Raw genomic sequence first — 19,375 nt, forward strand, 5'->3', positions numbered from 1 at the left:
CTAGCTTCATGGGAGGCGGGGCCTAGTGTTACGTTGATCTTAGTCGTTACACTCCTATGTCCTAGCTGCATCCTATGCATAATGTTCAAAAAGATTGGTTAGGCGCATTTGTGATAGCTGCCCTTGGGGCAGGTGTTATTACATCATTTGCTGTTAGCCAAGGTCAAGATCCGTTTGTTGGTTTAGGCATCACGGCTTTTGCGTCTGTTGCTGCTGTTCTCTTTGACCATCTTTGCTAGTGAGGAAAGCGATTTCCTGTTCCAGCGATTACTCCTGTCCAGCCAGCAGTTCCCACTGCTGGCTTTTTTGTGCATCGCCGAGCCAATACATTAATTGGCGTTGGGACGCTGGTTGCCTGCTATTTGCTGGTTGTCGTTAGGAAAACGCAATCAATTAAATCCATAATTGTCACCGCTAGCCACAGAGGACTAAGCGGAGTCGTTCGTGCAACGTCTCCCTCGGAGTTAGTCCGGCAAAGTTGGACGTTATTTAATTGCCATTCCTTAGTGGGTATAAAAAAGCCGGTAATGCTTGCATTACCGGCTAAAAAATTGCTGTGTATGGATGTTTCGGGATGTCTTATGGAAGGAGGTTTACCACTAGCTCAAGGCCTCTAGATAATCGCGAATACGATTACGGCGCTTGGGTTGGCGTAGCTTTTGCAGTGCTTTAGACTCAATTTGGCGAACGCGCTCACGGGAAAGCTCCAATGTGCGACCAATTTCGGCCAAGGAGTAGGGCACGCCATCACCCAGGCCAAATCGGAGGCGAATGACTTCTTGCTCACGGGTGGTGAGGTCAGCTAAGAGCTGATGTAGGTCTCGCCGCAAAGCATCACGAACAGCGAGTTCTTCAGGAGACAGGGCATCGGTTTCTAGGAGGTCTCCTAGCTCAGTGTCGCGCTCTTTGCCCACTTTAGTTTCGAGGGAAATAGAGCGGGGTACCTTGAGCAGCACTTCACGCACTTGAGGTGCGGTCATTTTTAGCTCGCGGGCGATATCTTCCACCGTGGCAGTGCGCCCTTTGGTTTGGGAAATTTTACGCTGAGCTTTCTTGATCTTATTGAGCTTTTCGGTGATGTGAACGGGGAGTCGGATGGTACGACTTTGGGTGGCAATTGCCCGGGTAATGCCCTGACGAATCCACCAATAGGCATAGGTACTAAAGCGATAACCCTTGGTTGGGTCAAATTTTTCTACCGCTCTTTCTAGACCTAATGTCCCTTCCTGAATTAAATCTAAGAGCTCTAGGCCACGGTTTTGATATTTCTTGGCAACGGAGACCACCAAGCGGAGGTTGGCCTTGATCATGTGTTCTTTGGCTCGAATGCCTTCATGGCAGGCTTCGTCCAATTCTTCCACAGGCATATTTACCAGCTCGGCCCAGCGACGCTTGCCTGCTTGTAGGCTAGGTTTTAATTCTGTGGATTCAATGTTGCATGCCGTGGCAAGACGCTCGAGCGATGGACGATGCCCTAGCTGGGCAGTCATGCGATCGCGGTTTTCCAGAATTAAAACATAGGTAGCCAGGACAGCATCATCAGCTTCAGCTGATTCTTTCCGCTGTTCTAGAAGCTTCATGTAGCTTTGCACTAACTGAGCTTCTGCAACCTCTTCATCTCTTTCTAGTAGACGAACGCGGCCAATTTCCTGGAGATATAGACGAACCAAATCGGTGGTACGACGCCCTGGGGCTACCGCCAATTTATCAACGTCCAAATTGTCTACTGTAGTACTACTATCCTCATCTTTTGAGAGCAGCATTTTAATATCGGTATCACTAGGCTCTTCCTTGCCGGAATTAGCACTAGCGACAGCAACAGAGCTGGGGGCTACCGAATCAGCATCTGCATTGGGTTGATAAGACGTTGCATCCATAACCATGGGCGGTGTAGCTTTAAGAACAGTCAAGGCCGTCTAGCCCTCGTAGATGTAGTGTTCCCGACCAAAGAGACCGGGAGAACAATCTGTAAAACTGGGGGTTGCTCTGAGTAAGAACCTTAGGAGCTAGACCGACGCACCCATACTTAGCGTAGAGGTGTGTGGTTGGTCTCCAAGTGACTCATATCAAGATGACACTAGGATCTACATCACTTTGCTAACCAATTCCCGATCGACAGCACCTAATGATTTTGTCGAGGACCATATCTAACTACATATCAACCGTCCTTGCACCCCTCCATCAGGATTAGTCCAGGTTTTTCAGTGGCACAGGTTCTGGGAAAAACTCCTGATGAATTCGCCACGGTTGACAGCTCCTAGGCCTGGAATGCCAAGGTTTTTCCCAGCCTCCAGGACTCTTGTTACCAAAGGATTCGGGCTAGGAAACATTACTTATATTTCATTCTCTCAAGCAGTTTTATTACGTCGGCTTTACGTACGGACAGTTAGACTAGCTGGCCCCTGCATGATCATTTTAAAGTTTGTATCTTTTGTAACAATTGGGTACGGAGGTTGGTCCTAACTTTCGTCAATCACGGCTTTGCGATCAAGCAGCAATAATTCTCGTAATTGGTCTGTATCCAGTTCTGTGAGCCACTGCTCTCCGGCACCTACCACCTGCTCTGCCAAGGCCTTTTTGCTGTCAATCATGTCGTTAATGCGTTCTTCTAGGGTGCCGCTGCAGACAAACTTGTGAACCTGGACATTACGGGTCTGACCAATGCGAAATGCTCGGTCAGTGGCCTGGTTTTCTACGGCAGGGTTCCACCAACGGTCGAAGTGAAAAACATGGTTGGCGCGGGTGAGGTTAAGGCCTACGCCGCCTGCTTTGAGCGAAAGGATGAATAGTTTGGGGCCATTGGGATCATGTTGGAAACGATCCACCATGGCTTCACGGGCCGGTTGGGACGTGCTGCCATAGAGAAACAGTGCATCTTCGCCCAAATGCGTTTTTAGGTGTGCCTGGAGTAGATTGCCCCATTCGGCAAACTGGGTGAAAATCAGCGCCCGATCCCCTTCTGAAATGACTTCCTCTAGCATTTCATTCAAGCGTTGTAGCTTGGCTGAGCGACGCTGTTTACCTAGGGAGGCCTGTTTTAGATACTGAGCTGGGTGATTACAAATTTGCTTCAGCTTCACTAGCAGGCCCAGAATCATGCCCCGACGTTTCACGCCATCGGCTGCATCAATGTCGGCCAAAGCTTCATCTACCGCTTTTTGGTAGAGACGACCCTGTTCTGCTGATAGACCACAGAACACAGTCATTTCCTGTTTTTCGGGCAGGTCTTGAATGATGCTGCGATCGGTTTTCAAACGTCTGAGGATAAAGGGTTGCACCAAACCCCGCAGCGTCCGTAGTGAATCGGTATCGCCATAGCGTTCAATGGGGGTGGCAAACCGTCGCTGGAAAAAGTTTTTGGGGCCTAAATAATTGGGATTTAAGAAGTCCATGATGGACCATAGCTCCGCCAACCGGTTTTCTACCGGAGTACCGGTGAGGGCAATGCGAAAGTCGCTTTCTAATTCCCGTACTGCTTTGGATTGCTTGGCATCGGAATTTTTAATGTTCTGGGCTTCGTCTAGGACTAGACCCTGCCATTCAACTTTCTTAAGTTCTTTGAGGTCGCGATAAACCAGGGTATAGCTGGTAATGATTAAGTTGGTTGTCTGGGCTTGCTTAACAAAGGTTGCTCCCTTTGACCGCTTATCGCCGTGATAGATCAGACTGTTTAAGTCTGGCCCAAATTTTTTGACCTCTCTTTGCCAATTGCTGAGCACCGAGGTGGGACAGACTAGGAGGATTGGCCTGGTGAGCAGGTCTTGCTGTTTGAGGTTAAGCAGAAAAGCAATCAGCTGAATGGTTTTCCCCAAACCCATATCATCGGCTAAACAGGCTCCCAACCCCCATTGCTCTAGGAAAGATAACCAGGACACACCTCTGGCCTGGTAGGGACGTAATTTGCCTTTAAACCCGTCGGGTTCGTCCAATTCTTCTAGACTTTGGTTGCCCGTTGTGAGGGTGGTGATTAATTCATCGAGCTTGCCGGAGGCTTCAAAGGCGACCACGGGCAGTTTGTCGATTAGCTGACCATCGCCGCTGCTGATGCGCAACATGTCTTCGACGGAGAGTTTGTTTTTGCTTTGGTCGCTGGTGAAAAATGACTGGGCTGCCCTGACGTCTTGGGGGCGGAGCTCTACCCACTGACCGTTGACTTCTACCAAGGGGCTTTGCTGGGCAATCAGCTGTTCAAATTCTGTTTGGCTCACGTTTTGCCCGCCAATGGAAAGCTCCCACTCAAAGTTCAGCAGACTTTGTAAGCCCAAGCGCTGCTGTTTTCGGGGTGGGGCCATGGCTTTCACCTTGAGGCCCAGGCGGCTGGCGCTGGCCTTGGTGGGATCCACCAGGTTATCGGGTAGGGTAACGCCAAACCCGTTGTCCTGGAGCCGGTTGGCCGTCGCTTTGATAAATTCGAAGGCTTGGATAGGGTCTAGGGTACAAAGACTGGGATTTGGTTCGTTGAGGGTGTTTTTGATGGGCGCGCATAAACGAGCGGCTCTACCGAGACCGGCCAAGAGTTTTTCTTGGGGGGCGTCGACGGTGCGGCCCCGGTAGTCTAGCTGGTCTACTGGATGTTGCCAGATGGTTGGGGCCTCCAGGCAAAAGTGGTCATCATCGGAGGCTTCTAGTCGGTAATGTAGGGCCCAGTTGAGTTCGCCACTGGGGGGAGGCATCAGTTGAAAACCCACGTGTAATGAGTCTAGGGTTTCCGCGGTGAGATTTTGTAGGGGGGCCGTCCAGGTATGCAGGGCTTCATTGAGGCGAACTAAGCCAGCGGGGGTTGAGTTAAATCGTTTCTTTTTGTCTTGGGTCAATGCTCCCACCCACTCACGCAGGGGCAAATCTTTGCTGAGGGGGGCACTGGCTGGCAACGGCTGGGCTTGGGATAGGTCGCGCACTTTCCCAGAAACCATGCTGGCTAAGAAACTTTGGAGTAACGCTGGGGAGTCGTTGGGAAAACGAATGGCTAGGGCGGGTTCTGCTGCGCTGTCTTTGGTTGCTTTGGCTTTGGTTTTGGTTTTGGAGGTGGATTTTGCGGTTTTGGTGGTTTTGCTTGCGGTTTTAGTTTTCTTTTTTGGGGCGGGCAGGGGTTGGTAGAGCCGGCAGATGAGGGGCATGCGGTCAGCAAATTGACGCAGTCTACCTTGGTCAACGGCGCTGTTGAGGAGTAGCTGCCAAGCTGCGATCGCGCCATTACCATCCGCACTCACTGCGGGCACAAACTTACCCCGTGCCATCAAATCCAAACTCCAACGAGCCATGTGGGACCAATAGCGTAGATCGCCACCCACCATACTGGCATCAGCGCCTAAGGGTAAGCTGGTCAAGAGCTCTAACGCCACCAACGTGGGCAGCATCACCCCAGACACACGCCATGGATGCAGTGCGATATCCGCCGAAGCTTGCTCATCAGCTGGGGCCTGGCCAGAAAGTTGCGGGTAGTGTGGGCCACCATCCTCAAGCACTGTCGGTACTGCCACAACATGGTCCTGCCAACGGGAGGCTAAACGCGCTGTCAGCGGCTTTAAGTTAATGCCCTCCTCTGCATCGGGTAGTTCCTTAAACTCATCTACCGTCAAACAATAAGGATGCAAAGACATGCCGTTGTTTGCTGCAGCGAGATGCTCTAGCCTGCGCCATGTTTCAGCCCAGACAAAGAAACGTTGCTGTTCAGGAAGCCAACTACCGTGCAGAATCGCCATAATCTAACGCCGTTTTCAGTACCCTTGAAAATCTATGGTCAGAGTGTGTTGAGTGTATCTAGAACTATCTAATAGCTACATCTCATGCTTTTCATAAGCTGCGACAATCCTCTGCACTAGAGGATGTCTCACCACGTCTGCTTTCGTTAATTCTGAAAATGCTACGCCATCCACTCCCCTCAGCACCTTGATCGCCATTGCCAATCCAGATTGACGCATATTAGGTAGATCCGTTTGGGTAATATCTCCGGTCACTACCATGCGTGACTTAAAGCCCAAGCGGGTGAGTACCATCTTCATCTGGGCAGGCGTAGTATTTTGAGCTTCATCTAAAATCACAAACGCATTACTGAGGGTGCGTCCCCGCATATACGCTAACGGCGCGACTTCGATCACCCCTCGTTCCATCAGGCTAGGAATGCGTTCAGGGTCAATGAGTTCATGGAGAGCGTCGTATAGAGGGCGCAGATACGGATCAACCTTTTGTTGGAGATCACCCGGCAAGAAGCCCAAATTTTCGCCTGCTTCCACGGCCGGTCGAGTCAAAATCAACCGCTCGTACTGCTGCTCTAACAATGCCTGAACAGCCACCATGGCCGCCAAAAACGTTTTCCCCGTACCCGCTGGACCGGTGCAAAAAATCAAATCCCGACTACGCAAAGCACTCACGTACTTACGCTGTCTAAACGTTTTTGCTCGAACAGTTTCGCCCCGTCGTGTGCGGGCAATGACATCTCCATGAAGTTGCCCAAGATCATCCTCTTGATGGGTATCCAAGGCATGAACGGCAGTCATTACGTCTGCTATTGATACAGTTTGCCCCTGGGACCAAATTGACTTCAAAGCATTCACCAGACGCTGAGAACGGTCGATCTGGCTAGCAGTACCCGATATCAACAACGTCGTGCCACGCATCACCAGTTTGGCTCCCGTTTGCTGTGACAGACGCTTAATAGCATCTTCTTGATATCCGGCCATGGCCATAGCCTGTTCAGCCGAATCAAATTCAAATGTGAAGGCACTTTCCATATAACGGATTTATTTTGCCACCACTGAAAATTTAGAAAAACAGTGTTTAAAACCAGTGAAAGTCTTTAAAGGCTCTCGACTTTGTGAATTGCCTTACCGTCAAAAACTTTTGCTGACTAATGTCTAAGAAATATAGTAATGCGCGCTAAGCATCATGTCCTTGGTGCCGTCTAGGTCCTCGATTGGGACTGGGGCGTCCACCCCCACGTCGGGGTCGTCCACCTCCGCGTCCACCTCTAGACCGTGGACGATCATGCCCATCGCCAGCATCTTGACTGGATTCGCCATAAACATCGAAATGCACTGAGCAATTGTGCAAAGCGCCAGTCGCTTTCAATACTTTGCGAATCGCTTGAATATTGCGACCGCCTCGGCCAAACACTCGCCCCTTATCCTCCCCATCAAAAGCAACTCGAATCCAAAGCCGCTGTCCATCTGACAGCGGCTCAAAATCCAATCTCAGGGCATCTGGAGTCTCCAGGAAAGGAGTAACCAAAAAACGAACTAGGGCTTCAAAGTCAGGCACATTAGTCACCTTCTAACGTTCAGGAGCAGCATAATAGATATAGCGATAAAAGAGACCATTAGGAACAAAAAAATACTTAACAGCGTTTCCTTGCTCAAAAGCGGCCACTGGGCATCTAAATGGTGCTCAATTTTTTACTACGCTTTAAGCTGCTCGTACACGTTGGCCTTTTCCAAAATCCGCTGCACAGTCTTAGTGGGTTGAGCACCTTCCTTAAGACGTTTCACAATCGCAGGGACTTCCAAGCGAGTTTCGTCAGTTCTGGGGTTGTAGAAACCTAATTCTTCCAGTGGGCGACCATCACGGCGATCTCGGCTATTCATAGCCACAATCCGATAGCTCACCTCACGCTTTTTGCCGTAACGCTTCAGTCGCAGTTTGATCATAGTTGTGTTGAAACGGTCTGTCCGAAAATATATGGGCTGTGTCTGATACAACGCTTCGCCAAAACCTTGCGGATGGCTTTATATGTTGTCCATCGACACCTTATAGCTCATCAGAGCACTTAATTCTAACACCCTGAAGTTGAATTATCCGCAATGCTATTGCAATAAGTTCCTGGGACCGGCACCCAAGCTATTTTAGCCCTGGGGCAAAGCTAACCATTAGGCAATGATTAACAGCTGATGACTGAGATGCGCTCACCGCTCATAAGATGAGCGAACCGCTTATAAAACCAAGAGTGCCAGCCTGAGTAATTAATTAATCTTCATGATCATCGAAGGGGTCAGCAAGCTGTTTGGACGGAGGCCCAAAAGCTGTGTATATCGCAAGTCCTGTAAAGGCAATAACGATGGCGCCAACTGAAATAATAAGAACTGTTGCGGAATCCATAGGATCTTTTAAGGCTTAGAGGATGTAAAATCTATGATATTACAGATTATAAAGTGACCTTAAGGTATATACGCCCATGGCACAGCAAACTCGGTTGGGAAACCTGCTAAAACCTCTGAATTCTGAATACGGTAAAGTCACTCCTGGTTGGGGTACAACTCCTTTAATGGGAGTGTTCATGGGACTTTTTCTTGTCTTCCTGCTAATTATTCTGCAGCTTTACAATAGTTCTATTCAGATTCAAGGTGTTGATGTTGACTGGCGTAGCTTGAGCTTCTAGTCGGTCACGCTTTCTCTATGCCTTGGCATTTATCTAATTGCAGATGTCATTTGGCATAGCTGATAATCAGCGTGAAATTTGAACGGAGGGAGTAGGTGTACACCTGCGCCCTCCGTTCAGTAATGTAGTGGATATATAGGGCAGTCGCTTCTGGAGTTTTCCAGAAAGTATGGCGACCTGTTGGACTTTATTACAGCAGTCAGCGTTAGCGAGAAGAAGTTTACCTCATGAATATTTTTGGTATTGGCTTGCCAGAGATGGCCCTCATTATGATGGTAGCCCTGTTGGTCTTTGGTCCAAAGAAACTCCCAGAAATTGGCCGCAGTCTTGGTAAGGCACTAAAAGGTTTTCAAGATGCTTCTAAGGAATTCGAAGATGAATTCAAAAAAGAAGCAGAACGTATTGAAAAAGTAGTTACTGAGCCCATTAAGGCAACATTAGAGCCCACTGAGCCTAAGGCTTTGCGTCCTGAAACAGACGAAGCTAAAGAGGAAGAGCCTGAAAATGTAGAAGCTGCGGCAGATGAAACAGCTTAGATTGCATCATTTTTGACTAGGCTAGGGTGGAGCGTAGCTGTCCTGTGACTTCGCTAATTCAGATGCACCTGGCTGGTTGATTCAGCGTTTAAAGAGCTTTACTTATCTAAAAATTCCATTCATGGCGACTCTTGAGGTTTCTGCTCCGTATGTGCCAAAGCTATTAGTCGGCTTAGGGAATCCAGGTCAAAAGTACGATCGCACACGCCACAATGTCGGTTTTGAAGTGATTGATCACTTGGCTGCTCAGTGGTCAGTTAAGCTGACTGAAAATAAGCGCTTTCATGGAAATTTTGGCGAATTTCGCTTAGGCACTGGGGATCGTTTGATTTTGCTAAAGCCGACGACCTATATGAATCGCTCTGGGCAATCGGTCAGGGCTGTTTTGGATTGGTATAAGCTAACGGCTGCTGACGTATTAGTGATTTACGACGATATGGATTTGCCCATTGGTAAGCTCCGGCTGCGCCTGTCAGGTTCTGCCGGTGGTCACAATGGCATGAAGTCAATTATTTCCCATTTAGGTACCCAGGATTTTCCCCGTTTGCGTCTGGGAATCAGTCGTGCTGACCAGGCGGCGGGACAGCCTGGTGGTGCCGTGGTGGGCCATGTGTTAGGCAAATTTGCGCCGGATGAGCGTAAGGTTGTGAATGCTTCCATTGATTTTGCGGGTGAAGCCGTGGAATTTAGCCTTCGTAAAGGTATTGAACGAGCCATGAATCTTTACAATGGTCGCCAGGTTGAAGTGTAAGGCGGCATTAATCGAGTGATGTTTGAGACATTCTCATCCTCAGTATGATTTTATTTTAAAGAAGTATTTCCTAAAGTCTCATTTGCTGAGCGATGTCTTTCTTCAATCAGCAGCAGCACTTTTGGTAATCATCAACCATTAGACAATAGTGCTTTTGTTGTTTTAGCCGTGCCAAAGGAAAAAGATAAACAAGCATCTCCCAAAGTACTCGTAGTGCTGAATGGTAAGGGAGGCGTCGGGAAAACGACGACCGCTGTAAACTTAGCGGCGATTTTTGCAGAAGATCGACGTGTTTTATTGTTAGATAGTGATGTCCAGCGTTCTGCGACTTGGTGGTTAGAGCGGGTTCATCAGGCCTTTGATTTTTCCCATGAGACCGATATTAACGCTTTAAGGCAGTTGAAAGCGTTAACCGATTACGAACTCATTGTGGTGGATACCCCACCAGCACTGCATTCTGAATCTTTAGGTGTCGTTCTAGCGTTAGCAGACTATTTATTGTTACCAACGCCACCAGCGCCCATGGATGTAACGGCATTGATAAATACTGTTAAAAAGCTTGTGAAACCTTCGGGGGTTTTTCATCGGGTATTGCTGACGAAGGTTGATTCCCGTAGTTTAAAGGAGGCGCAAGAAGCTCAAACGATGTTGGAAAAGTTGGATATTTCTGCTTTTCAAACCTACATTCGGACGTATAAGGCTCATGAGCGAGCTGCTATGGAAGGTTGCGCTATTAGTCAATGGAAAGGCCCTAACGCTCAGGAAGCTCAGGCTGATTATTATCGAGTTGCTGCTGAAGTCCTAAGGGACTGGAAACGATTATGACGAAGAAACGCATTGCCGACCTGCTTAAAGAAGAAGTAGAAAAGTCCAACCAGGTTGAGCCAACACCAGTAGAAGACGCGCCACAGACCAAAGCCGAAACTCCGAAAGCTGCCAGTAAAACAGCGGCTGGTCGCGGTTCTCGCAAGCGGGCTACGACTAAATCAGCTGCAACTGCAGCTAAAGAAAAATCAGCCAAGGCTGATGGTAGTGCGGCATTAGAGAAAAAAATAGGCGATTTAGAGTCGTCTTTAAAGCAGGCTCAAGATCAGATCTTGGGGTTGCAAGACGATCTTAAGACACACCAAAATCGAATTTTTGAACTTAAAGATGAACTGGAAGGTTCTAAAAAGTCGGTGGTGGAAAAATCTGATGTCTTAGCGAAAGTCACTGAAGAATTGGAGACAGCCAAAGAGACTATTCGCCAAATTACTGCGGCTCAAGCGAAGGAGCAGGCAGCTGAAGCTGAGAAAGAGGAAGAAGCTGCTCCCAAGACCCAGGTAGTCCATGGGGCTGACTTGGCCACCAATCGCAGTACTTTAAGTTTGCGCAATCGGCCTCCTAGGAGCTATAAGTCTATTCCGGAATATGCCATTCAGCGGGGCGAGCACAATAGCATGCTTTCGGACGATGACATTGGCTGGGTCGATTAATTAGCCTGATAAACTCTCATAGCGTTTTTTTACGGTTGAATAACGTGCAGGTCCACTAATGCCGTGATCCTCTACTGTGGCAGAGGAAATTGTGCAGAGGTATGGTCTATGGATGTGCGTGCCGCCGTTGCTCATCAGGCTGGGCAGCCACTAACGATAGAGACCTTGACACTAGATGGTCCGCGAGATGGGGAAGTCCTAGTTGAGATTAAGGCCACGGGTGTTTGTCATACCGATGCCTATACGCTTTCAGGCAAAGATCCAGAAGGGTTATTTCCTGCGGTTTTAGGTCATGAGGGTGCGGGTGTTGTGGTCGATGTGGGGGCAGGGGTGACCAGCCTGAAGCCCGGTGACCATGTAATTCCGCTCTATGTGCCTGAATGTCGGGCCTGTGAATATTGTCTGAGTGGTAAGACGAATTTGTGTCAGTCCATTCGTTCTACCCAGGGACGGGGTCTTATGCCAGATGGGTCTAGTCGTTTTCGTTTGGGCGAAGACTCTATTTATCACTACATGGGCACGTCTACCTTTGCCAACTACACGGTGGTGCCTGAAATTGCGTTAGCAAAAATTCGAGAAGATGCGCCTTTTGATAAGGTTTGCTACGTTGGCTGCGGTGTTACCACTGGCATTGGTGCGGTGATCAATACGGCTAAGGTGGAGCCGGGGGCCAATGTAATTGTGTTTGGTCTGGGTGGCATTGGCTTGAATGTGATCCAGGGATGTCGTTTGGTGGGGGCCGATATGATTATTGGGGTGGATATTAACCCTGGTAAAAAGGCTCTGGCTGAAAAGTTTGGGATGACCCATTTTGTGAACCCTAAGGAAGTTGAGGGGGATTTGGTTCCTTATTTGGTGGAGCTGACTAAGGGCGGGGCTGACTATACGTTTGAATGTATTGGCAGTGTGCAAGTGATGCGCCAGGCGCTGGAATGTTGCCACAAGGGTTGGGGCGAGAGCATCATCATTGGTGTGGCGGCCTCTGGTCAAGAAATTGCCACTCGGCCTTTTCAGTTGGTGACAGGTCGGGTGTGGAAGGGATCTGCCTTTGGGGGTGCTAAGGGCCGTACTGATGTGCCTAAGATTGTGGATTGGTATATGAATGGGAAGATCAATATTGATGATTTGATTACCCATACATTTCCTTTGGATCAGATTAATGATGCGTTTGAGGTAATGCATGAAGGCACTTCGATTCGCAGTGTAATTACGTTTGATTAGGGATTTTGCGATCGCAATACCCACTAAACAAATAGCCAAAGTCCTTGGAGGGGACTTTGGCTATTTGTTGTAACTCGGACCCTTGCGAATCTCAGCTATTCATCAGACCGAATACCGAGCCTTAGATCTGATTGGTGGCAAAGGTATTGCACTGTTCAATATCACCGGTGGCTAAGCCCTGCTTAAACCAGCGCATGCGCTGGGCAGAGCTACCGTGGGTGAAGGATTCAGGTACGACAACCCCGCGGGACTGCTGCTGTAGACGATCATCCCCAATCTGGCTGGCCGCATTGAGGGCTTCTTCAATATCGCCTTGTTCTAAAATGTCGCGGGCTCTATCGGCACGATTGGCCCAGACGCCAGCAAAACAATCGGCCTGTAATTCTAATCGCACCGATAGCTGATTGGCTTCGGACTTACTCGCTCGGCTCTGTAACCCCCTTACCTGGTTAGAAATGCCCAGGACATTCTGAACATGGTGGCCAACTTCGTGGGCGATTACATAGGCCTGGGCAAAGTCGCCAGGGGCCTGGTGGCGCCGTTTGAGATCGTTATAAAAACTGAGGTCGATATAGACTTGCTGGTCTGCTGGGCAATAAAACGGACCCATGGCGGCCTGACCTAAACCACAGGCTGACTGGGTGGAACCCGAATAGAGCACCAATGTGGGTTCGGGATAATCTTGACCGATTTGCTGCTGAAAAATGGTATTCCAGGTGTCTTCCGTATCAGCTAGTACCACGGAGGTAAAATCTGCCAGGGCTTCCTCTTCGGGAGAAGAAGGCTGTGACTGTGTCGGTCTTTGCTGGCTAGGAGCTTGCACGACTTGATCCAAAATCGGTCCTGGATCACCTGTGAGTAGGGTGACTATGACTGCGAAGACTAGAGCCCCTAAGCCACCGCCACCAACGACAAGCGAACTATTGCTGCCACGGCGATCATCGATATTGCTGCTACGCCGCCCTGTTTTCTTCATAGCTATTCCTCAGTTATTCAGTGTGCCGTCGCAGGCATTGAAACGATTCAAACGATGAGTACCAGGTACTTATACGGAATATACCATCGTCTTTTCTTCCATGGTTGAAGCCTAGGAATCTCTTATTATTCGGCCAGTGCAATGTACTGTTGGTGACCCATGGCTAACTGTCACGACGTTCTTTGAGCTTGGTGATGTAGCGATCGATACGGTGGTCTTGTAAGCTGCCGACAATGTAGTCCCAACTCAGGGGCACCTGGAAACGGATGCGTTGGTTGACATGGCGGTAGCGCTGCCAACGGCGAGGCAGGGCGCAAACAATGTCGTTGCCATTGACGAAGCGGTACGTTTTGGGTACGCGACGATTGTAGGAAGCGGCAAAGGCCTGATTGCCAATGCGGGGAGCGCCAAAGGTATACACCTCGGTCGATGTTTGGTCGCTAAAGTTGTACTGCAGGTCCACCGCGCAAAGTTTGGCTAATGCGCCGCCCAGGCTATGGCCGGTGATGATCCAGCGGGTGGCAGAACTGGCCTGGACGATGGTGTGAATGTCGGAACGGATCGCTAGGTACGCTTTGATAAAACCCCGATGGAGTTTGACTCCGGTGTTGGATTTGCCATAGGCCTCTGGATAATCCAGTTCTTTCTCTTTGAGGACGGCATCGGTGACGGCGGACCATTGAGCAAAATCTAAGTTGGTCAGCCAGTCTCGATCGGCATTGCTGCCGCGAAAGACGATATAGCTGTTTTTGGTTGCCTCATTTTCGAGTATGGCGACCTGGGTATCGGTAGATTTATTTTCTAAGAGTTTTGGAACGGTGTTGGGTAGGCTGCTAAACCTAAGCTGCTCGTCAAACTCCTTATAGACTTCATTGGATAGATAGGCGCAGCGTAGTGCTGTTTTATAGTCTATTGAATTAGTCATATATCTAGGTCAACTTAACCCTATGGGCTCAGTGTGCCGTAGAGTCTGAACACCGGAACTAGTCGGTGATAAAAGTTAAGGGGGCTAGGGTGCGGTCCAGTTGGAAGATTGGCGTTAGGGTGGGAATGGGCTGCGACCAGCTCAGCCTATGGGAAATGGTGAGACGGTTGACCCATGTTTGGCCGAGACTAGGCACTTACTAGGGGCGCTGCTTTGGCCTTGAAGTCTGCGGCTTTCAGTGCCGATACGGCTTCGTTGGGATCCTTTACCCGGAACTGAGCCCCCAGGCGCACTACCTGGCGATGGCCTTTGTGGGTAATCATGGCCACTACGGGCACCCGAGCTTCCCGCTTGTCTTCCCCTTGCTGATTTTGAATCACGTTGCGCAGACGGTTTTGCTGGACGATATCCCCGGCAATAGACGGGGGCAGTTCGATGGTGACCAGTTTGACGTCCTCGATGGGTTCGGCATCATCCACAATGAACTGCACCTGATCGTCGCGGCGGTCTGCTTTGCCCCAAATCATAAGCCGAGCATCGGCTTTGATGTGCATGCCAATGCGGGCATAGGACCTGGGAAAAACAACGGCTTCGGCCTGGCCGCTAAGGTCTTCGATTTGTAATACGGCCATGCTGTCCCCCTTTTTGGTGGTGATGGGTTTCATGGCGCTGACCATGACGATGGCGCTGAGGGTGAGTTTTTCGGGCTGTTCGTGCAGTTCGCCGAGGCTAATGGGGGCGAGAATGCGCGCCGGGCGCTGTACGGCTTTGAGGGGATGGTCGGAAATGTAAAAGCCCAGTAGTTCTTTTTCTAGGCGCAGCCGTTCTTGGGGATCGTAGTCTTCTATGGCGGGGGCCTTGGGGGCGGCTTCGTAGGCGGTGGCATTATTGCCGTCGGTCTGGCTGTTGGTGTCGACACTGCCCATCATCACGTCGAAGATGTTGCCCTGGCCAATTTCGCGATCTTTGGCGCGGGACTGGGCCCAGTCGACGACGAATTCTAAATCGGCGTTGAGCTGTTGGCGGTTGTTGTTGAGGCTATCCAAGGCTCCGGAGTGCACCAGGGCTTCTAGGGCGCGGCGGTTGACGGCACGGAGATCGATGCGATCGCACAGTTCCGGCAACGACGTAAACGGCCCATCCTCCTCCCGGTTTTGGATCAGCGTTTCAATCGCCCCCAGACCCACATTTCGCACCGCCGACAGCCCAAACAAAATGCAGTCATTTTCCGGCGTAAAGTCCACCCCCGAACGGTTCACATCCGGCGGTAGCACCTCAATGCCCATGCTGACGCAGTTGCCAATGTGCATTTGCACCTTATCCTGGTCGCCGCTGATGGCCGTCAGCAGCGCCGCCATATACTCCACCGGATAGTTGGCCTTCAGGTAGGCCGTCTGGTAGGTGACATAGCCATAGGCCATGGAATGGCTTTTGTTAAAGCAATACTGGGCAAAGTTCACCATCTGGTCCCACAGCGCTTCCACCGTCTTTTGCGGAACGCCATTGGCCATGGAACCCTCAATGAATTTACCCCGGTGCATATCCATCGCCGACTGTTTCTTCTTACCCATGGCCCGACGCAGCAGGTCTGCTTCTCCCAGGGAGTAACCGGCCATATCCTGGGCAATTTTCATGATCTGCTCCTGGAAGATCATGATGCCGTAGGTCTCTTCCAAAATCGGCTGGATCAGCTCGTGGGGGTAGTCGATCTGCTCGCGACCGTGCTTGCGGTTAATAAATTTAGGGATCAGCCCCGCATCTAATGGGCCAGGGCGATATAGCGCCAGCACCGACGAAATATCATCCAACCCGTCGGGCTTCAGGTCCCGCACAATTTGGCGCATGCCCGACGATTCCAGCTGGAACACGCCGCCCAGCTCACCGCGACTCAGCAGCTTGTAGGTTTCCGGGTCGTCATAGGCCACCTTATCCATATCCAAGGTTTCGCCACAGGTTTGCTCCACATAGTCCACCGCCTTTTGGATCATGGTGAGGTTGCGCAGACCCAAAAAGTCCATCTTTAATAGGCCCACCGCTTCCACATCTTCCATGTAGTACTGGGTGATTACCGCGCCGTCATTGTTGCGTTGGAGCGGCACCAGCTCATCCAGGGGCTTGGCCGAAATCACCACCCCCGCCGCGTGCATACCAAAGGTTTTGTTGGTGCCCTCAATGGTGATGGCCATATCCAGCCATCGTTGGAAGGTAACCGCCGTTCCAGGCACCAGGTCGCCGCTGGCATACTTTTCCTGAAACGCCTTCTCCGGCGTTTTCTCCGGGTCGATCATCACCTTCAGCTTGGTGGGCTTACCCCGAGCCACCGGGATCATCTTCGCCATTTTGTCGGACTCACCGTAGGGAATATCCAACACGCGGGCCACGTCCTTCAGTACCGCCTTGGAGGTCATGCGGTTAAAGGTAATGATCTGGGCCACGTGGTCCTTGCCGTACTTTTCAGTTACGTATTCGATCACCTTCTCCCGCTTTTCAATGCAGAAGTCGGTATCCACGTCAGGCATAGACTTCCGCTCAGGATTTAGGAATCGCTCGAACAGTAGGCCATGGTGCACCGGGTCAATGTTGGTAATGCCCATGCAGTAGGCCACCAGGGACCCCGCCGCCGAACCCCGCCCCGGTCCCACCGGAATTTTGGTATCGCGGGCAAACTTGATGTAGTCCCACACCACCAAAAAGTAGGTGGCGAAACCCATCTGGTGCATCATCTGGATTTCGTATTCCAGCCGGTCCTTATAGGCTTGGGGCGCATCATCATAGGACTCCAGCTCTAGCCGTTCCAGCAGACCATCGCGGGAAACCTTGGCCATGTAGGTTTCCCCCGTATGCCCCTCGGGCACCGGGAAATTTGGAATCTGGGGGTTGCCCAGAATGTCATACTCTTCAATTTTCTCCGCAACTTCCAGCGTAGTCACAACAGCTTCGTCGATCACATCCTGGGGCAAGTGATCGCGGAACAGGCGACGCATTTCATCTGCGGATTTTAGATACTCGGTGCCGCTATAGCGCAGGCGTTTGTCTTCGGTAACTAGCTTGCCGGTTTGGATGCACAGCAACGCATCGTGGGCCTCCACATCCACACAGGAAATAAAGTGGGAGTCGTTGGTGGCGATAATTTTGATATCCAGCTCGCGGGCGATGCGCACGATTTCCACATTGACAATGCGGTCCTCGGGGGAGCCATGGTCCTGGATTTCCAGGTAATAATCTTCGCCGAAGAGGTCTTTGTACCACTTGGCGACGCGGTAGGCCACATCCAAGCGGTTTTGCATAATCGCCTGGGGCACTTCACCCCCGAGGCAGGCGCTGGTGACGATCAGACCTTCGTGGTATTGCTCCAGCAGGTCTTTGTTGATGCAGGGGCGGGAAAAGATGCCGCGACCCTGGACACCATCCAGGTGGGACTTGGTGGTGAGTTTCACCAGGTTTTTGTAGCCCTGGGTGTTTTTGGCCAGGATGACCTGGTGGTAGCGGGGGCGTTTTTCTTGCTTGGTGATGTCCCCGTTGATCAGGTACATCTCATTGCCGATGATGGGCTTAATGCCGACCTTATTGCAGGTTTTGATCAGTTCGATGGCTCCGTACATGACACCGTGGTCGGTGAGGGCGATGGCGGGCATACCCATCTCGACGGCTTTTTCGGCCAGCGGTGTTAGCTGACTGGCTCCGTCGAGCAAGCTGTAATCGCTGTGGATGTGCAGACCGACAAAGGACATAGTTAAGCGCCCGCTTTTAGTACAAGTATACTATACAGTTTGTGTAACCTGAAGCGTTGGGTTGGCCACTAGCTGTAGAGTCTGGATTACAAGATTAACGGATTTATAGCGCTATATCTAGTGAATTTAATGAATGATTTTGTAGTCGTATGGTGCGTTAAAAGTATTGTGCTTGTCCTCTCAGGGATTGCAAACTCTAACGCGGTCAATATTTCTAGCTAGGATGGAAAGTAGCTAACGTCATCCTGGTCTGGAATCGCTATGCAAACATTGACATTGAAATCCCATGTAGGGGCTGATGGGGTTCTTCGTTTGGATATTCCCATTGGGTTACGTAATCAAATGCTGGATATCGTTCTGGTAGTTCAGCCAGCAGCTGAGGTATTAGCTGAGGAGGCCGTGCCTGGTATGGCTGTCAGATCTGAAAATATTTCGACGACAGAGGGCACCGAAGCATTAGATAATTTCTTGGCCAAGACTGCTGGTGCTTGGGAAGGAATGCCACTGGTGCGAGATCAGCCAGGGGAATATGAGGAACGTTGTTGGGATCTAATGGAATGAGGTATTTGCTGGATACCAATAGTTAAATTTGCACTTGCCAATGGGTTGATTTTGGTGACTCACAATACTCGCGAATTTCAGCGTATTCAAGGGCTGCAGCTGGAGGACTGGGAGGGATGATACTGCTGCCCAAGCCTGGGTGCCGTGGTTGATTGTCAGCAATGCACCGATCCTTCCCCTCTTGGGAGGGGTGCCGGAGGCGGGGTGGGTTTCGATCTCTTGCGCCAGTGGCCAACCCACCCCTTCGCCCCTCCCAGGAGGGGAAAGGTTATCCTGCTGTAGCTTTAAGTGTCGGTATGCCCTGCCTTTTTGCCTGTGAAAAATGATGTGTCAACCATTGCCCTGTGGACCATGTCGCTGACGAAGGGGCTGACGGTAAGGGTAGCTGATGTGTCGGCAGAAGAGACGGTATCGGGCTGGGGGCTGTCGTCTCGGGGTGGCAAGTTGCAGGCGGCACGGTCGGCATCGGTGGCTGGGCCATATTTGAGGTAGTTGTCGAGCCACTGGCAGCCCCAGGTGAGTCGTTCGGAGAGTGTGGCAAGGTCGTGGATCTTGACCCTGCCATCTTGCACCGTGGCCACTCGCTGACCATCGGGGCTCAGAGTCGCGGAGTCACCTTGAAAAATAGCTAGCTGCCGTCCCTTGAGATCCCACAGCCGCGCTGTGCCATCCTCTGAAGCTGTCACCACCTGGGTGCCATCGGCACTAAAACTGGCGTGAAAGACACCGCCTTCATGGCCCTCCAATGCGGTGGACTCGCCGCTCTGCAGGTCCCACAGCCGCGCTGTGCCATCATCTGAAGCCGTCACCACCTGGGTGCCATCGGCA

At 50.8% G+C, this 19,375-nt stretch carries 18 protein-coding genes and 1 pseudogene; 8 read left to right on the plus strand and 11 right to left on the minus strand.

The genetic code is table 11. The features are described 5' to 3' along the window. Window positions 1-74 precede the first annotated feature (74 nt). Window positions 75-239 (plus strand): hypothetical protein, encoded by a 165-nt coding sequence (locus tag IXB28_RS14495; RefSeq protein WP_215619307.1) that lies wholly within the window; start codon window positions 75-77, stop codon window positions 237-239. A 360-nt stretch (window positions 240-599) separates the two neighbouring features. Here the strand turns inward: IXB28_RS14495 and sigC are convergent, their stop codons facing one another. From sigC to psbN, 7 genes and pseudogenes are all read right to left on the minus strand, one after another. Then, window positions 600-1,877: an RNA polymerase sigma factor SigC gene (gene sigC, locus IXB28_RS14500; protein WP_274609700.1), complete on the minus strand. Its 1,278-nt coding sequence runs from the start codon at window positions 1,875-1,877 to the stop codon at window positions 600-602. 582 nt (window positions 1,878-2,459) lie between these two features. Then, window positions 2,460-5,702: a DEAD/DEAH box helicase gene (locus tag IXB28_RS14505; RefSeq protein ID WP_215619308.1), complete on the minus strand. Its 3,243-nt coding sequence runs from the start codon at window positions 5,700-5,702 to the stop codon at window positions 2,460-2,462. 75 nt (window positions 5,703-5,777) lie between these two features. After that, window positions 5,778-6,731: a PhoH family protein gene (locus tag IXB28_RS14510; protein ID WP_215619309.1), complete on the minus strand. Its 954-nt coding sequence runs from the start codon at window positions 6,729-6,731 to the stop codon at window positions 5,778-5,780. A 123-nt stretch (window positions 6,732-6,854) separates the two neighbouring features. After that, a complete protein-coding gene (locus IXB28_RS16850) occupies window positions 6,855-6,986 on the minus strand; it encodes a hypothetical protein (RefSeq protein WP_274609703.1) in 132 nt (43 codons plus the stop codon). A gap of 97 nt (window positions 6,987-7,083) precedes the next feature. Continuing rightward, a pseudogene (locus IXB28_RS17105) lies at window positions 7,084-7,266 on the minus strand (KH domain-containing protein); the annotation flags it as partial. A gap of 128 nt (window positions 7,267-7,394) precedes the next feature. Beyond that, window positions 7,395-7,643, minus strand: coding sequence for a 30S ribosomal protein S16 (rpsP, locus tag IXB28_RS14520; RefSeq protein ID WP_023071405.1), 249 nt, complete (start codon window positions 7,641-7,643; stop codon window positions 7,395-7,397). A gap of 316 nt (window positions 7,644-7,959) precedes the next feature. Further along, entirely contained in the window at window positions 7,960-8,091 is a 132-nt protein-coding gene (psbN, locus tag IXB28_RS14525; protein WP_006516770.1) for a photosystem II reaction center protein PsbN, read from the minus strand. A 76-nt stretch (window positions 8,092-8,167) separates the two neighbouring features. On the opposite strand from psbN, the gene psbH reads away from it, so the two are divergent. The 6 genes from psbH to IXB28_RS14555 all read left to right on the plus strand — a co-directional run bounded on the left by psbH (window position 8,168) and on the right by IXB28_RS14555 (window position 12,354). Continuing rightward, window positions 8,168-8,371, plus strand: coding sequence for a photosystem II reaction center phosphoprotein PsbH (gene psbH / locus IXB28_RS14530; protein ID WP_215619311.1), 204 nt, complete (start codon window positions 8,168-8,170; stop codon window positions 8,369-8,371). Between the two features lie 227 nt (window positions 8,372-8,598). Next, window positions 8,599-8,907, plus strand: coding sequence for a TatA/E family twin arginine-targeting protein translocase (locus tag IXB28_RS14535; protein ID WP_215619312.1), 309 nt, complete (start codon window positions 8,599-8,601; stop codon window positions 8,905-8,907). A 121-nt stretch (window positions 8,908-9,028) separates the two neighbouring features. Beyond that, window positions 9,029-9,658, plus strand: coding sequence for an aminoacyl-tRNA hydrolase (gene pth / locus IXB28_RS14540; protein ID WP_215619313.1), 630 nt, complete (start codon window positions 9,029-9,031; stop codon window positions 9,656-9,658). A gap of 168 nt (window positions 9,659-9,826) precedes the next feature. Further along, window positions 9,827-10,483, plus strand: a complete 657-nt coding sequence (locus IXB28_RS14545) for a ParA family protein (protein WP_215619314.1) — start codon at window positions 9,827-9,829, stop codon at window positions 10,481-10,483. Next, complete coding sequence (locus IXB28_RS14550; protein WP_215619315.1) at window positions 10,480-11,133, plus strand: hypothetical protein; 654 nt, start codon at window positions 10,480-10,482, stop codon at window positions 11,131-11,133. The genes IXB28_RS14545 and IXB28_RS14550 overlap by 4 nt, the downstream gene beginning before the upstream one ends. A 108-nt stretch (window positions 11,134-11,241) precedes the next feature. Beyond that, window positions 11,242-12,354, plus strand: a complete 1,113-nt coding sequence (locus tag IXB28_RS14555) for an S-(hydroxymethyl)glutathione dehydrogenase/class III alcohol dehydrogenase (RefSeq protein WP_215619316.1) — start codon at window positions 11,242-11,244, stop codon at window positions 12,352-12,354. A 121-nt stretch (window positions 12,355-12,475) separates the two neighbouring features. Here IXB28_RS14555 and ypfJ read toward each other — a convergent pair whose 3' ends face one another. The 3 genes from ypfJ to IXB28_RS14570 all read right to left on the minus strand — a co-directional run bounded on the left by ypfJ (window position 12,476) and on the right by IXB28_RS14570 (window position 17,986). Further along, window positions 12,476-13,330, minus strand: a complete 855-nt coding sequence (gene ypfJ, locus IXB28_RS14560; protein WP_215619317.1) for a KPN_02809 family neutral zinc metallopeptidase — start codon at window positions 13,328-13,330, stop codon at window positions 12,476-12,478. Between the two features lie 163 nt (window positions 13,331-13,493). After that, window positions 13,494-14,255, minus strand: coding sequence for a lipase family protein (locus tag IXB28_RS14565; protein ID WP_215619318.1), 762 nt, complete (start codon window positions 14,253-14,255; stop codon window positions 13,494-13,496). 188 nt (window positions 14,256-14,443) lie between these two features. Further along, the gene (locus tag IXB28_RS14570) at window positions 14,444-17,986 is read right to left on the minus strand and encodes a DNA polymerase III subunit alpha (protein WP_215619319.1); all 3,543 of its coding nucleotides are present in this window, start codon (window positions 17,984-17,986) and stop codon (window positions 14,444-14,446) included. Between the two features lie 408 nt (window positions 17,987-18,394). On the opposite strand from IXB28_RS14570, the gene IXB28_RS14575 reads away from it, so the two are divergent. Beyond that, window positions 18,395-18,547: a lipocalin/fatty acid-binding family protein gene (locus tag IXB28_RS14575; RefSeq protein ID WP_215619320.1), complete on the plus strand. Its 153-nt coding sequence runs from the start codon at window positions 18,395-18,397 to the stop codon at window positions 18,545-18,547. A gap of 284 nt (window positions 18,548-18,831) precedes the next feature. Here the strand turns inward: IXB28_RS14575 and IXB28_RS14580 are convergent. Further along, the coding region (locus tag IXB28_RS14580) for a WD40 repeat domain-containing protein (protein ID WP_407659209.1) at window positions 18,832-19,375 on the minus strand (544 nt) is incomplete at its 5' end.

It is taken from the genome of Leptothoe kymatousa TAU-MAC 1615, assembly GCF_018739865.1.
In the GTDB taxonomy this organism is placed as follows: domain Bacteria; phylum Cyanobacteriota; class Cyanobacteriia; order Phormidesmidales; family Phormidesmidaceae; genus Leptothoe; species Leptothoe kymatousa.

Excerpts from the sequence above, each read along its gene's own strand:
- IXB28_RS14495 (WP_215619307.1), top strand. The coding sequence starts at position 75 with ATGCATAATGTTCAAAAAGATTGGTTAGGCGCATTTGTGATAGCTGCC.
- sigC (WP_274609700.1), bottom strand. The coding sequence starts at position 1,877 with ATGGATGCAACGTCTTATCAACCCAATGCAGATGCTGATTCGGTAGCC.
- IXB28_RS14505 (WP_215619308.1), bottom strand. The coding sequence starts at position 5,702 with ATGGCGATTCTGCACGGTAGTTGGCTTCCTGAACAGCAACGTTTCTTT.
- IXB28_RS14510 (WP_215619309.1), bottom strand. The coding sequence starts at position 6,731 with ATGGAAAGTGCCTTCACATTTGAATTTGATTCGGCTGAACAGGCTATG.
- IXB28_RS16850 (WP_274609703.1), bottom strand. The coding sequence starts at position 6,986 with ATGATCGTCCACGGTCTAGAGGTGGACGCGGAGGTGGACGACCCCGAC.
- rpsP (WP_023071405.1), bottom strand. The coding sequence starts at position 7,643 with ATGATCAAACTGCGACTGAAGCGTTACGGCAAAAAGCGTGAGGTGAGC.
- psbN (WP_006516770.1), bottom strand. The coding sequence starts at position 8,091 with ATGGATTCCGCAACAGTTCTTATTATTTCAGTTGGCGCCATCGTTATT.
- psbH (WP_215619311.1), top strand. The coding sequence starts at position 8,168 with ATGGCACAGCAAACTCGGTTGGGAAACCTGCTAAAACCTCTGAATTCT.
- IXB28_RS14535 (WP_215619312.1), top strand. The coding sequence starts at position 8,599 with ATGAATATTTTTGGTATTGGCTTGCCAGAGATGGCCCTCATTATGATG.
- pth (WP_215619313.1), top strand. The coding sequence starts at position 9,029 with ATGGCGACTCTTGAGGTTTCTGCTCCGTATGTGCCAAAGCTATTAGTC.
- IXB28_RS14550 (WP_215619315.1), top strand. The coding sequence starts at position 10,480 with ATGACGAAGAAACGCATTGCCGACCTGCTTAAAGAAGAAGTAGAAAAG.
- IXB28_RS14555 (WP_215619316.1), top strand. The coding sequence starts at position 11,242 with ATGGATGTGCGTGCCGCCGTTGCTCATCAGGCTGGGCAGCCACTAACG.
- ypfJ (WP_215619317.1), bottom strand. The coding sequence starts at position 13,330 with ATGAAGAAAACAGGGCGGCGTAGCAGCAATATCGATGATCGCCGTGGC.
- IXB28_RS14565 (WP_215619318.1), bottom strand. The coding sequence starts at position 14,255 with ATGACTAATTCAATAGACTATAAAACAGCACTACGCTGCGCCTATCTA.
- IXB28_RS14570 (WP_215619319.1), bottom strand. The coding sequence starts at position 17,986 with ATGTCCTTTGTCGGTCTGCACATCCACAGCGATTACAGCTTGCTCGAC.
- IXB28_RS14575 (WP_215619320.1), top strand. The coding sequence starts at position 18,395 with ATGGCTGTCAGATCTGAAAATATTTCGACGACAGAGGGCACCGAAGCA.